At 41.7% G+C, this 13710-nt stretch carries 11 protein-coding genes and 2 pseudogenes; 7 read left to right on the top strand and 6 right to left on the bottom strand.

Annotated elements, in window-relative coordinates; translation table 11 throughout:
* Positions 1 to 17: 17 nt before the first annotated feature.
* Positions 18 to 149 (top strand): annotated as a pseudogene (locus V7K31_RS06175) (Uma2 family endonuclease); the annotation flags it as partial.
* 159 nt (positions 150 to 308) lie between these two features.
* Here V7K31_RS06175 and V7K31_RS06180 read toward each other — a convergent pair.
* From V7K31_RS06180 to V7K31_RS06190, 3 genes and pseudogenes are all read right to left on the bottom strand, one after another.
* Entirely contained in the window at positions 309 to 671 is a 363-nt protein-coding gene (locus V7K31_RS06180) for a DUF5615 family PIN-like protein (protein ID WP_335093203.1), read from the bottom strand.
* Positions 649 to 1008: a DUF433 domain-containing protein gene (locus V7K31_RS06185; protein ID WP_335093205.1), complete on the bottom strand. Its 360-nt coding sequence runs from the start codon at positions 1006 to 1008 to the stop codon at positions 649 to 651. Before V7K31_RS06185 ends, V7K31_RS06180 begins: the two co-directional genes overlap by 23 nt.
* A gap of 219 nt (positions 1009 to 1227) precedes the next feature.
* Positions 1228 to 2841, bottom strand: a pseudogene (locus V7K31_RS06190) (protein kinase domain-containing protein); the annotation flags it as partial.
* Between the two features lie 128 nt (positions 2842 to 2969).
* Between V7K31_RS06190 and V7K31_RS06195 the strand changes: the two are divergent.
* Positions 2970 to 3305 carry a hypothetical protein gene (locus V7K31_RS06195; protein WP_335093206.1) on the top strand — a complete coding sequence of 112 codons (336 nt, stop codon included), beginning with the start codon at positions 2970 to 2972 and terminating at the stop codon, positions 3303 to 3305.
* A 111-nt stretch (positions 3306 to 3416) separates the two neighbouring features.
* Entirely contained in the window at positions 3417 to 4961 is a 1545-nt protein-coding gene (locus tag V7K31_RS06200) for a group II intron reverse transcriptase/maturase (RefSeq protein ID WP_335093207.1), read from the top strand.
* On the opposite strand, the gene V7K31_RS06205 is transcribed toward V7K31_RS06200, so the two are convergent.
* Positions 4897 to 5217: a hypothetical protein gene (locus tag V7K31_RS06205; protein ID WP_335093208.1), complete on the bottom strand. Its 321-nt coding sequence runs from the start codon at positions 5215 to 5217 to the stop codon at positions 4897 to 4899. The two genes, V7K31_RS06200 and V7K31_RS06205, sit on opposite strands and share 65 nt — an antisense overlap.
* Positions 5218 to 5610: 393 nt before the next feature.
* Here V7K31_RS06205 and V7K31_RS06210 point away from each other — a divergent pair, with 393 nt between their 5' ends.
* The 4 genes from V7K31_RS06210 to V7K31_RS06225 all read left to right on the top strand — a co-directional run bounded on the left by V7K31_RS06210 (position 5611) and on the right by V7K31_RS06225 (position 9333).
* Complete coding sequence (locus tag V7K31_RS06210; RefSeq protein ID WP_335093209.1) at positions 5611 to 5937, top strand: DUF6825 family protein; 327 nt, start codon at positions 5611 to 5613, stop codon at positions 5935 to 5937.
* A gap of 124 nt (positions 5938 to 6061) precedes the next feature.
* Complete coding sequence (locus V7K31_RS06215) at positions 6062 to 7747, top strand: ABC1 kinase family protein (RefSeq protein WP_335093457.1); 1686 nt, start codon at positions 6062 to 6064, stop codon at positions 7745 to 7747.
* A gap of 16 nt (positions 7748 to 7763) precedes the next feature.
* On the top strand, positions 7764 to 8501 hold the full coding sequence (locus V7K31_RS06220) for a Stp1/IreP family PP2C-type Ser/Thr phosphatase (protein ID WP_335093210.1): 738 nt from the start codon (positions 7764 to 7766) through the stop codon (positions 8499 to 8501).
* Between the two features lie 634 nt (positions 8502 to 9135).
* A complete protein-coding gene (locus V7K31_RS06225; protein ID WP_094348015.1) occupies positions 9136 to 9333 on the top strand; it encodes an NblA/ycf18 family protein in 198 nt (65 codons plus the stop codon).
* A gap of 470 nt (positions 9334 to 9803) precedes the next feature.
* On the opposite strand, the gene V7K31_RS06230 is transcribed toward V7K31_RS06225, so the two are convergent.
* Both V7K31_RS06230 and V7K31_RS06235 read right to left on the bottom strand, forming a co-directional pair.
* Positions 9804 to 11360: a serine/threonine-protein kinase gene (locus tag V7K31_RS06230; RefSeq protein WP_335093211.1), complete on the bottom strand. Its 1557-nt coding sequence runs from the start codon at positions 11358 to 11360 to the stop codon at positions 9804 to 9806.
* A 921-nt stretch (positions 11361 to 12281) separates the two neighbouring features.
* Positions 12282 to 13301 carry a glycosyltransferase family 2 protein gene (locus V7K31_RS06235; RefSeq protein ID WP_335093212.1) on the bottom strand — a complete coding sequence of 340 codons (1020 nt, stop codon included), beginning with the start codon at positions 13299 to 13301 and terminating at the stop codon, positions 12282 to 12284.
* Between the last annotated feature and the right edge of the window lie 409 nt (positions 13302 to 13710).

Raw genomic sequence — 13710 nt, forward strand, 5'->3', positions numbered from 1 at the left:
TCACAGATATGGTTTTTATGCAAACACAAACACCCAAAAAATCCTACAGTCCAGAGGAATATTTACAACTAGAGGAGACATCAGAATCCAAAAATGAATATAGAGATGGAGAAATAATTCCTATAGCTGGTGGTACGACTAATCACAATTCTTGCGAAATGTCTTCACTAGATTCTGATTCTTGTGCTATGGTCATAGAATCAATCCGGCATCAGTTAGTTATACGTTGATTTTAACAGACTTGTAGTTAGCGATCGCATAGTATACCGTAGATAATCGCATAGTATACCGTAGGTAATTGCCTATTTTTAGGGTAAGGGTAAATAAACTATTCGGTCTTGATATTCATCTTCTTCTGAAGCCAAAGCACCTATTATTAATTCTTCTATATTTTCACCAATACTCAAATTTGGATTGAGGATGAAAATTCCTGGGATATGACGATTAACAGCGATATAATCAGCTAAATGTCCTGGCATAGAAGTTCGATTGTTTGTCACAAGTACAAAATTATTCTCCTCACACCAACACAGAATTACTGGATCGAGTGTACTTTTCGGTGGAGTTTCTGATTCTCCTACTACCTTGATAATAATTTCAGGTTCTCTTAGCCTAATTTGATTTGGATAAATAGGATTAACATTTTCATCAATCAGATATTTCAGTGCCATTTGTTTGCTTTTTGGCTTGTCTTTCAATTCGGAGTTGACGCAGTTTTTCTGACACTGACGGGGGATTAAGCCTCTGTTGTTCTCGCATTCTATGACCGTGTTCTATCCAGTTTTTGATGTAAGCACTGACAGTTTCTTTGTTTTGCAGATAATAAAGAATTGTTGCATATACTTGCTCTAAAGATATTGTTTGATAAATTTGGGCAATTTCTTCTGGAGAACGTCCACAATCAATATATTCATAAAGTATTGTTTCAATCCCAATTCTTGAGTCTTTGAGTCTAATGTCTTCAGAAGACAGGAAGTTAAAATACTCTGTGATTTGTTTGGTAGGCATAGATTGACCTATATTCATAGTTAGTTATTATATATAGTAATCTTTTTGTTCAAGCGATAAGCTTAACTGCATAGCTATCGCTTACCGCACTACATTAACGTTTTGCAAAAAAAGGCTTCGCATTCTTAATTTAGGCAGAAAAAAAGAGAGTGCGATGTTAGCTTCCTCACAAACAAGACAAGATGCCCGACTTGTTTAAGAAGTCGGGCATCTGTTTGATTACGGCTTGATTAAAGATTCCTCAGACTGGCGATATTTAGTAATTAACCTACGTGTTTTTAGGGGTGAATAAAGCAACATGGAAAGTGCGGGTAAACTGGTTCCTGTTAGTGGTAACAAAATAAATGGATTTAAAAAACCCGCTATTATTCCAGTTCCTACACTAGCTCCAAATCCTAATGTTAGTAGTATTAGTACAGTTGTAAATGAGTCTTCAGCCAAATCTATAACCCATTCCACAGCCCTATCCACAGCCCAACCCACAGCCCAACCCACAGCCCCACCCACAGCCCCCGACACCGCCATACCCACAGCCCAACCCACAGCCCCAACCACAGCCATACCCACAGCCCAACCCACAGCCCAAACAGGCACACCCACAGCCACCCACACCGCCACACCCACAGCTACAGCCACAGAGTATCCCCGCTCTACTAGTCGGGAATAACCGATCCAAGACCCAAACATAAGTGAGAAAATACCCAAAAACAGAATCGCCCCATATCCAAAAGTTTGTAACAGGAAACTCGCAACCGCACTTGCAGCATAAGTAATAAACCAAGTCGTAGCCATAGCTACCACCACAGTCATTAAAAACAGCCCAATTAAATCACCAGAGGCTATCTTTCGCTTTTCAATCGGTAAAGCAGCCGTCTGCACCTTCACCGTTAAAGTGTGAGTCTGTGGATATGCATTACTGTGCAGTATCAGTTGACGTTTATACTGCTTATCCGCCATCAATTTACTCGTATCTACCTGAATCTGACACCAACTATGATTCCCGCTAAACTGGGCAGGTGTCACCGAAATCCAAGCATGATCATCTGGGGTATGCGGTGGGTCTTGAGGATGAGGTGCAACTTCCCATCTACCTTCCAGTAAAGTATCTGATATGGGGTTTTCAACTGTAATACTTTGCGTTAGTTTTTCCCCTAATCGGTTCGCTTTGAACTCCAGCACTGTTTCACTGAAATCAACTCCCGCTACACGGATAACATCAAGTGGCTTGAGTGCTTCTAAAGCTGATTGTGCATTAGCAAAACGGTTTTTCTGTAGCGGTTGTACCATCTTTTCCAACCAACCCAGAAACCGTAGACTCAACCGAGGTAAAAGATGGTGAAACTTAATTAAATATGGATCATCTTGATCTTGCAATTGATCTATTTTTGTTGATTTGATTCCTGTCAGTAAGCAAATCAAGGTTACGCCCAAAGCATACAAGTCTGTAGCGTCTGTTGGTTTAAACATTTGCTCTGGTGGAATAAAACCCGGAGTACCTTTGAATACGCTACTCGCTGCGACTTCCTGGCTGCCAATACGAGCAAAACCAAAGTCAATTATATAGACATTGAGTTCTTCATCTACTAAAATATTTTCTGGTTTGATATCCCGATGAATTATCGGAGGATTGAGAATTTGCAGGTACCCAAGAATTTCTAAGGCTTTGACACCAATTTGCTTAATTTCCTCTATTTCAAAGTGAGCGACGAGTTCTGCCAAAGATTGCGCGTTGATATATTCTTGCACTAAACAAAAGCCATCAGACGTAGCAAAAGAATTTATGTAGCGGGGAATACCGGGATGAGTTAGTTCTTGTAGTACTTTAATTTCTCGTTGATGAGCCTCAGTGCGATTCGTTGTTTAGTGAATCACGGTAATTAGTCCGTACATAACTAAACCAGCCCGACAGCAGATTACTGTAACTAAAAGGCTGAACTCTCGGTCAGATGCAAGTGTAAGCCTTGCCATTCAGACTCAGAATTGACTCCTTACCTGCCCACACTGACCAGACTCGGTTTCTGGAGGGTGAAGCTGGGAACAGGGCGCAACCAGACGACCGTTGCGGGTTGACACTGGCGCTAACAGGGAGTTCCTATGATGAAACAGAACCTAGAAAAGCGACTCACTCAAGGGCAAGGGCGCAACGTAAAACCCCTGACCCCACTGGAGATTATTCCCGCCGAAACCTTGAGGCAATTAACGGCAAGAGTCCAGGGAATCCAGTAGTCGAATTGGTTACATCTAACGGAACAATCAATCTCTCCGAGGGAACGAATAAAAACGAGTTGTGGGTCTAGGGGCAGTCGAACCCCAAGTAGCCCAGACGAGCGGAGGAATCCCCACAATTCGGGTAGGACAGACCGTAATTGGTCTGAGGTGTTCAGAATACACAAACTCTAGAAGAGAAAATGATTAGACACAGTTTAAAAACTAGTGAATCTTGGAGAGCCTTACCGTGGAAGAAATTCCGCCGTACCCTTTTCCGCCTTCAAAAGCGAGTGTACAAAGCTGTTCAAGTTGGAGACAAACGGAAAGCTAGGTTACTCCAAAAGCTTATTCTAAAATCAACCTCGGCTCGATTTCTTGCAATAAGACAAGTATCTAAGCTTTATGCTGGTAAAAAGACGGCTGGTATTGATGGTAAAAAATCCCTCTCATTTGAAGAACGCTTCAACCTTGAAGAACTGCTGAAAATGAATAGTGGAAATTGGAAGCATCAAGGATTACGGGAAATCCCCATCCCTAAGAAGGACGGGACTACCAGAATGCTTAAGATACCAACCATCGCCGATAGAGCTTGGCAATGCCTAGCAAAATACGCACTTGAACCAGCACACGAAGCCACTTTCCACGCTCGGAGTTACGGGTTCAGAACTGGGCGCTCTGCCCACGATGCACAAAAGTATATCTTCGATAACCTTCGTTCCGCTAGTAATGGAATAGAGAAACGAGTTATAGAACTCGACATCGAAAAATGCTTCGATAGGATTAATCACTCAGCAATAATGGATGAACTCATTGCCCCCAAAGGCTTAAAACTCGGAATTTTCCGATGCCTCAAGGCAGGAGTTAACCCAGAATTCCCCGAACAGGGAACACCTCAAGGGGGAGTGGTCAGCCCAATATTAGCAAATATCGCACTAAACGGGATTGAGAGTGTCCACAGATATAAGGATAAATGGACAAACTGTAGAGAGACATCAATCCGATACGCGGACGACATGGTTATTATACTCCGACCTGAAGACGATGCGACTGAGATACTTGAAAGAATCAGCGAGTTTCTCCGCCAACGCGGAATGAATGTAAGCCAAAAGAAAACCAAAGTTACCGCCGCGACAGATGGGTTTGATTTCCTCGGTTGGCACTTTAAAGTCCAGAAAAACGGAAAGCTTAAAAGCACTCCCTCAGTGGATAACTTCAAAGCTTTCCGTAAGAAAGTAAAACACATCGTCAACAACTCAAATTATGGTGCTACCACAAAGGCTATGAAATTAGCCCCAGTGGTTAGAGGTTGGAGAAACTACCATAAGTTCTGCAAGATGGACGGGTCGAAAAACTCGTTATACCACATCCAAAAAAGAGCTTACACGGTATTTAACAGGGAAACCAAGCAAAACCGCTACTCTAGCAAGAAATTACTAGACAAGGCATTCCCAGCAGTTCCCTACTCCGAAAATAAACACGTCATGGTCACAGGAATAAAATCCCCCTATGACGGAAATACAGCCTACTGGAGCGAACGTAACAGCAAGCTCTACGACGGTGAAACCTCTAAGGCTCTTAAGAAGCAAAACCATAAATGTGCTTCCTGCGGTCTGAAATTCATTGATGAAGAAAAGGTACATTTGCACCACATCGACGGAAATCACGCCAACTGGAAGAAAATTAATCTTGAAGCAATTCATGAGAGTTGCCACGATTACAAACACATGAGCAAAAGCGCAAGCTGAGAACATCGGAAGCTGGATGCGATGAAAGTCGCACGTCCAGATTTAACTGAGAGGTGCGCGGAATAATATCCGCTATCGACTCAACCAACCCAGACCAATTGGAACCAGCTTGAGCAAAGCAAAACTGCTTTATTACTATCTGTTCCCCTGTATCAACTTTTGATGCTAGCCAAGTAATCCTTCCTCCTTCCCGATTACGTCCCAATTCTCGCAAAACTTGATAACCATATTCGCTGAAATCTGGATAGCTATTCATAATTTAAGGGCAACAAATATGGTGTTTTCACATCTTGCAGCAGACAAGTAAAATCGCGGCTAGCAGTAGCTTGCTTCCCGGAGGGTACAAAGCGTGCCTCCGCAGGCTAGAAGATGTAGTCAGCCTGCGCGGACTTATTTTGTGTAGCCGCGACTTCCAGTGGTTCGATCTTGTTTTTGTAATACGCAAATATACTTAAATTACCAGGGATACATCAATTAATCAATATTTTTGGCATGAAGTGTTTCTGAGGAAAAATAGAGATGGGGAAATAGAAAAAGCGCCAAGCATGAAGTAGCACATCGCGTCACATAAATCTCTAACTCCCCAGCAGAAGCCGGAAAGCATACTGACAAGTTATAATTCTCTTGCGGATCAACGTCACAAAAATTTATGAGTAACCCCCTTGTGCAAGCTTTTTTCGTCGGCAGAGCGGTAGCTGAAGTAGTTAATGAGCGTTTAGAGGTCGCCTTGACCGATGCTTTGAGTGATTTAGGCAAATTTGATGCCGAAGCTAGAGAGCAGTTGCGCCAGTTTACAGATGAAGTCCTAGAGCGGGCAAATCGGGCAGCAGAAGCAGCTAATGGTGGTCAATCTACCACAGGTAGTCGGCAAGCCAATTCTGAATCAGTTGACTTGCAAGCAGATATTGATGAATTACGAGCAGAAATTGCCCTGTTGCGAACAGAATTGCAACATTATCGCCGAACTTCTGCATAAATTTAGTCATTGGTCATTTGGTCAAAGGACAAAAGACAAATGACACTCCATCAAAAACAGTTTAGGAATCAGAGTGTCTTTTCTTCTACGTGATTCGGTTTCAAACCAACGGTACACAAAGCATATGGAACAAGGTTATTCAGATCAGGCATACCGTTGGAATCGGGAAAATTACTCTAGCAGACGGCGTTTTGTGGACATTTGGTCTTTTGTCTTGACCTTAATGTTCAAGCTTTGGCTATACAACAAATCTTGGAGTTACGCAGGTGGAGTAACTGAGGTAAAGCAAGCTGCAAGACGCAAAACCCAAGCGATCTGGATTCGTAATACCCTGCTGGATTTAGGACCAACTTTCATCAAAGTCGGGCAATTGTTTTCTACCCGTGCTGATATATTCCCTGGTGAATATGTAGAAGAACTAGCCAAGTTACAAGACAAAGTACCGGCATTTAGCTATGAGCAAGTAGAAGCGACCATTGAGAAAGAACTAGGCAAGAAAATTCCTGAACTATTCCATAATTTTGAACCGATTCCATTAGCTGCTGCTAGCTTGGGGCAAGTACACAAAGCTGTGCTTTATACTGGGGAATCGGTTGTTGTCAAGGTGCAACGTCCTGGACTAAAAAAGTTATTTGAAATAGATTTACAGATTCTCAAGGGAATTACCCGCTACTTTCAAAACCATCCCAAATGGGGGCGGGGGCGAGATTGGTTGGGTATTTACGAAGAGTGTTGCCGTATTCTTTGGGAAGAAATTGATTATCTTAACGAAGGTCGTAACGCCGATACTTTTCGCCGTAACTTTCGCGGCTACGATTGGGTGAACGTTCCAAGAATATACTGGCGTTACGCCACGTCCAGAGTACTGACTTTGGAATATCTCCCTGGAATTAAAATTAGCCAATACGAAGCTTTAGAAGCAGCAGGTTTGGATCGAAAGGCGATCGCTCGTCAAGGCGCTCAAGCCTACTTAATACAGTTACTTAATAGTGGCTTTTTTCACGCCGATCCCCACCCAGGCAATATTGCAGTTAGTGCAAGTGGGGCTTTAATATTCTACGACTTTGGCATGATGGGGCGGATTAAAGCCAACGTCCGCGAAGGATTGATGCAAACACTGTTTGGTATTGCCCAAAAAGACGGCGATCGCGTTGTTCAGTCTCTGATCGATTTAGGGGCGATCGCCCCAACAGATGACATCAGCCCAGTGCGGCGTTCCGTCCAGTATATGCTCGATCATTTCATGGATAAGCCCTTTGAAAATCAATCGGTCGCAGCAATTAGTGACGATCTTTACGAAATAGCTTATAATCAGCCATTTAGATTTCCAGCAACTTTTACTTTTGTGATGCGAGCCTTTTCTACTCTCGAAGGGGTAGGCAAAGGTTTAGATCCAGAGTTTAACTTTATGGAAGTTGCCAAACCATATGCAATGCAGCTTATGACCGATATGAATGGTTCTGAGGGGAATAGCTTTCTTAACGAATTAAGTCGTCAAGCAGCTCAAGTAAGTAGTACTGCGTTTGGTCTACCACGTAGGTTAGAGGATACGCTAGAAAAGCTAGAGCGGGGAGATATGCGCCTGCGTGTTCGGTCTATAGAAACTGAACGGCTGTTGCGGCGACAGAGCAGTATTCAACTTTCAATAAGTTATGCTCTGTTAATCAGTGGTTTCACACTTTCAGCTACGATCTTAGTGGTTAGCAATCATGAATGGTGGGCACTAATCCCTGGTTTAATTGCAGTAGGACTTTCAGTGATCCTAATCCGACTACTTTTACGCCTCGACCGTTACGATCGTATGTATTAATTGTTGCAAAAAAATTATGAAACTTAATTTCACGGGTTTTACCGATCCGGGACTTATTCGTTCTAATAATCAGGATACTTACTATATCGACCCAGAGGGGCGGTTTTTCGTTGTTGCCGATGGCATGGGTGGTCATGCGGGAGGTGAGGAAGCAAGTCGGATTGCCACTAAGGAAATTCAAGCGTATTTGGTGGAAAATTGGCAATCTCCTAAATCTTCTCAAGAATTGATCGAGCAAGCTTTGTGGGGTGCCAATGAAGCAATATTGCACGATCAGCAAAATCATCCCGAACGCGCCGACATGGGTACAACGGTTGTAGCGGTAATTTTTCGCGCCCCAGAGTCGCCCTGGTGCGCTCATGTTGGCGATTCGCGGCTGTATCGCTTCCGAGAGTCGCAATTAGAACAGGTAACGGAAGACCACACTTGGGTAGCACGGGCAATTAAAATCGGTGACATCACCTTAGATGAAGCACGATTACATCCTTTTCGTCATGTATTATCGCGCTGTTTGGGGCGTCAAGACTTGCATCACATTGATCTGCAACCACTGGATGTAAAAGTTGGCGATCGCTTGCTGTTATGTAGTGATGGTCTCACAGAAGAACTTGTCGAACAGAAAATTGCTAGCTGCCTCCAAAACACTCCTTGGCTTGATAAAGCCGCCATCTCTCTAATTGAGGCTGCCAAAGACCACGGAGGGCACGATAATATCACAGTTGTCATCGTCTCACTCGAAGAAAATAGTCATTAGTCCATTGCTTATTATCCAAAGACAAAGGACAAATGAGTAATCGGGTAAATATACTCAGCAATTTGTTCAGCGTGAGCATTTTTCCTTTTTACAATTTGATACAAATACTTTTAGCCTCCAAAGTAATGAGGCTAAATTTGCATAAATTGGTAAATTTACATCTTGCACGTAATAAGGTAAGGCGACTATAATTCATGCTTATCACCATTCATTCCCCAACCTCCTGAAAATTCCTATACTCCGAAGTTTTCTCCATATTGGGGCAGACAGCATCTTAGTTTTTCTGTTTAAGAAAAACTATCGAGGGTTAAGGATAGCACCTGATCTTCTCCTCAAAGAAGAGTTGTGCAAAGCAGAAAGGAGTGAAAGAGGTAGTTATACCTATCTCAAACCAAACAGAGTCTATTTTCCGGAATATAGTCCGGCTGAGTTGGGTGGTATATCAGTAGGATTAGGTGCAAGATATCATAGCAGAAAAATTCCCCACTTTAGGATGTGGGCAAATCTGTCAAACAATTGTTATCTTTCGTAATACGGAGGAACAAATGTTGGACAATTACAAGTCCAAGTCTTATCCCATTTGGACTTCTGTGAGCGATATCACCTTTACGCGTTGTTTTTTCGGAGTTAACTTATGAACCAACCAATGAAACTATCCTTGGAACAGCAATTCAGCATCTGCTCATTTTCTACTCAGGTGCAAAATATGAGCCACGAGCAAGCCAAAGACTTTTTGGTAAAGCTCTATGAGCAAATGGTAGTGCGCGAGGCAACTTATCAAGAGCTTCTTAAGCACCAGTGGGGCTTAGATTCCGGTTCCACTATGGCATAGAGTTGTTCTGATGTCGCAGTGGACGACCTCCTTCTCTTGCTTGGTTCCAAAGAGGAAAAGAGCTGGGGCTGTCGGGGCGTCAACTTCGATAAGTAATTCCACAAGAGCGGTGCAAAAGTTCAATTCACGAAATTAACTAATAACGAGTAAACATTGTCTACGGAACTTCTACTGGAATTTAGACCTAGCTTTAGCTTTGTCGGCTAAACTCATCCTTTGCTTTAGCTAGACTTGTTTTGTTTCCTCTAGTCTGAGAATCACACCTGCGTAAATTTATAATCATCTGGAATATCTACACAGGAAGATCAAGAGAGAATTTAGACACTACTGCTTTGGTAGCTATTTATTTCACTCTTTATACATATAACTAGAACTTACATCTTTATACATATTTTGTTTATAAAAGTTTACATTATTGGAGTGGGCACACCTTAGTTCCATCTAAAATATGTAACATTCGGAAATTATGCCTAGCTGGAAAGATCGTATGGAGAATCTGTATCAATACTTTCCAGTCTTGTCCGAATTTGAGGCTTAATCTTTTCGTACTCGCTTTTGAGTAAGCTTTTACTAAATTGGGGGTCGGCAGAGGACATTGATGTATTACTGATTGCGACCCACTCTTGTAGCCGTTGGCGCTGGGCAGAAGCGACGCTGGAAAGTAAGATATGGGTACAGCGATTTGGTGTTTCTCGTGCAAAGAACAACAGGCGGTAGTAACCTGAATCCTGTAGTAACCGGGCAATTTCTTGACCAAGACTGGTTTTGAGATCAAGGTAGTAAGGCAACCATTTAGCGCCATGTTTGCGGTTGTAGATCACAGTAATCCATAGCAGCATCGGATGAGGAACAGAGATGAAAAGAAACTGATTATAGCGGGTACAGAGTAAGCGCTTTTGAATTTCCTCTTGCGGTAGCATCACCCACAGAGCTGGTAAAACCTGCCCATTGGTATGAATGGGCTGGGGAAACACAATATCGGCAATTGGTTTATTTTGCGGCCAGGAAATAGTACGAGCGATTTCATCGTTTGACCAGGATGCCCGCAAATCGGCTTTTGCCTTTTGTTCAACAAGCTTAGGGCTAACTGTAATAGCAGGAACTAGGGCCAGGCTGTCTTGGTTAATTTTGCGTGTATGCTCAGGCTTTTCTTGAGATGCTAAAACTCTGAGGATTTCAGCGATATTTTGGGGGCGATCGCGTGGTACTTTAGCTAGACAACTCATCACCAAATTTTCGATTTCTTTTGGTAGTTCTAATCCAGGCACAACCTCAGTAAAAGAACGTGGTTTTTGATAGTGATGTAATTTATACCACGCTCCAAAAGAGTGAGTTGATGCCACCAGTGGCATTTTGCCTGTGAGCATCTCAAACATCATCACGCCCAAACTATAAATATCAGCACGGTTGTCTAATTCTTTACCCTCCATCTGTTCTGGAGAAGAATAAGCCAATGTCCCCAAATAAAATTTTGTATGGTCGCCATCTGACTGTAATAACTTAGCAATGCCAAAATCTAAAACCTTGACCAATTCTCCGAAACTGGGATCTTGAATCACCAGTATATTGCTTGGCTTGACATCACGATGGATAATTGGGCAAATAGTGCCTTCAACTGAGATGCCATCATGAGCGCACTGTAACCCCAGGCTGAGTTGACGCGCCATACTCAAGAATCTTGGTAAAGGCAGTCGTTGCTTGCGAATAATATTGTTCAGGCTTTGTCCTTGTAGGTATTCCATAACGTAGAACGGAATATTATTCTCATCTACGCCATAGTCCATAACTCGGACAATGTGGATGCTTTTTTGCCCTAGTAAAGCACAGGTTTTTGCTTCTCGCTCAAAGCGGTCTTGCAATCGCAGCTTTTCATTTTGGATTGATAGAGCCAGAAACTTAACGGCAACAGGTACACCTCCCAACAAAGTATCTTTAGCACGATAAACCCGGCCCATAGATCCAGTACCGATTAACTCCTGGAGTTGGTAGCGTTTGCTGAGTAAGCGACCAATGTTGGGGTCTGACATAGAGAATTTGAATCCAAAAGCAGATTGTAAGTGTTTGGGAGGAAAAGTGCATTCAAACTGATATCTGAATTATTGCGCCCAGAAATGACTTTCTAGGCTTGTACTGCAAGGCAGAAGTCGGAAGTCAAAAAGCTTATAGGATACGCTTTTGTGCTATTTCCAATCGTTGCTCTATTTAGGCGGTGCTGTACTAGCTTTTTTCAGTCTTTTTTAGAGGATTGAAACCATTCTCTGGTAGTTTGCAACCGAGACGGTTATTACAACTGGTGCAACATACCAGATCAAACAAGCAGAAAGGGTAGATTTATAATGACGTTTTGTACCATTTTGCATTTTAATTGTCGTGTAGTTTTAGTTTGCCCAATTTTGACTAAATAGATAACTCTAGGATCTGCAAAAAAGCTTAATTAGGTAGCAGCACACTCATCATACAGTTCTGAGAACTGTATGATGAGTGCGGAATTTTGAATATTAATAAAGTCTGAGAGGGCGACATGAAGCTGTGCTGGGCAGATTTTATAAGTTCTAAGCCCTCATACCTCGTAAATAATGTTCTAGCTTGTTCGGATTTATAACTGTTATTTTAGTGGGCAATAACCCACAACTAAAGTTTTGTTTGATTAGCACTTTCCTCCTACCTCCAGCAAGCCTGTCCTCTACCTTTGTTTTATAAGTAGGGGTAATTACAGATACTTATTGCCTGATCAGGTTTTTAACATTCAGGCTCATTCTGACTATGTAAGAGGATGTTTTAAAAGTCCCAAAAGGTATAATTTGGCAGTTATGTACTGATTTAAGTGCAACGCTAAATCAGGGTTTCGCCATTTACTGAGATGCTTTGCTGTGCTAACTATGAGAGCAAAAGACCCTTTTAAAACATCCTCTAAGGATATATTATTTTCTGGTAAAACTGTGATAGTACTAATTGGTAATTTTTCGTTTTTTGTGTAGGTTATAAGATATGTCAAAAACTAATTTATTACCCATTACATAGTATTGAATTCGACGTTCGATAATATTCTTAAATCTAGAAATAAAATCATAAAAAAAGTACGGGTTTTTCCTAATTTCTGTTAATGCTGTTAACCATTTCTTTTCCTTGATCGGCACTACAACTTTAAAGTAAGCTAGATTTCTCTTAAAGACTGCAAGATTATAAGATAGAGCACGCATTAAAGCTGGATTTTTTTTCACAACTTCTTGTTGAATGAAAGAATTAGTAGCTATGCAGCATTGATTTAGACGTGACAATGAGCTTTGACGTACCATAGAATTGGGGCGTGAACGGTAGAAATAATAGGGTTTCGGCACAACAAAAAAGCGAGCGCCATTGATTAAGCATTTCATATCAAGCCAAAAGTCCTCAGCTATGCTTAAGGTCTCATCGTACTCAATGCCGTGCTTAACCAGAAATTCTCGTTTGAATATAGGCTTGCTTAAACCAAGATGCAACCCTGCTTGTCCATAGACATCAGTTTCTACAAAATAAATGATATCAATTTGGAGAATTTTATCTATATCTATATCTTCTCCACTTTCTTGAATCAATGTACTCCAAGGAGATGTTGCACCATCTTTGATTAAATAAAGATCGTCAGCAATCATATCTGCATTTGTTTCCTCTGCCAGCAATACAAGCTTTTCTAATCTTTCAGGAGCATACCAGTCATCTGAATCCAGAACAGCAACCCATTTTCCTTGAGCTGCTCTGAGGGCACGATTACGCGCAGCAGAAACCCCAAGATTTTGTTGATTAACTATTACTTTCAGACGTTGATCAGTAAAACTTTTAGCGACTTCTACAGTTTTATCACTTGAACCATCATCGACCATGATAACTTCAATATCAGTGAGCGTTTGCTCTAAGGCTGACTCTATTGCCTTCGCAATATAAGCCTCAGTATTGAAAGTAGGGATAATCACAGAAACTTTAGGATTCACGAAACTGAACTCCTGAGTACACGATTAGATCAAGATGCTAGAATCCTGATGATAATTTTAAAATTTCTTTTTTACTATAAGTACGTAGACATAAATAATTCCAGGTTTTTAGTGAGGGCTGAAACCCTATTTTGAAGACTGAAACCCTTACTACGAGCCTATTTAAGGGATTTTATATAGATTTTATATTGCGTAACATAGTTTGGTCTATTCTTGCCTACTTAGTTACAACTTAGGAAGTATATGAGCATAAACGATTACTCATTAAGTTTAGGCATGAGATATTCCATAGATGACAAACTTTTCTCCAAAGGGCGATGCCTGCGGTGGGCTGCGCCTATGCTGTCAAATATTATAGTCTGTAATACCTTTTGTCAAGCAGCACTTAACCTCTTAAAACGCCTATATC

The organism is Nostoc sp., from assembly GCF_036917675.1.
Classification (GTDB): domain Bacteria; phylum Cyanobacteriota; class Cyanobacteriia; order Cyanobacteriales; family Nostocaceae; genus Nostoc.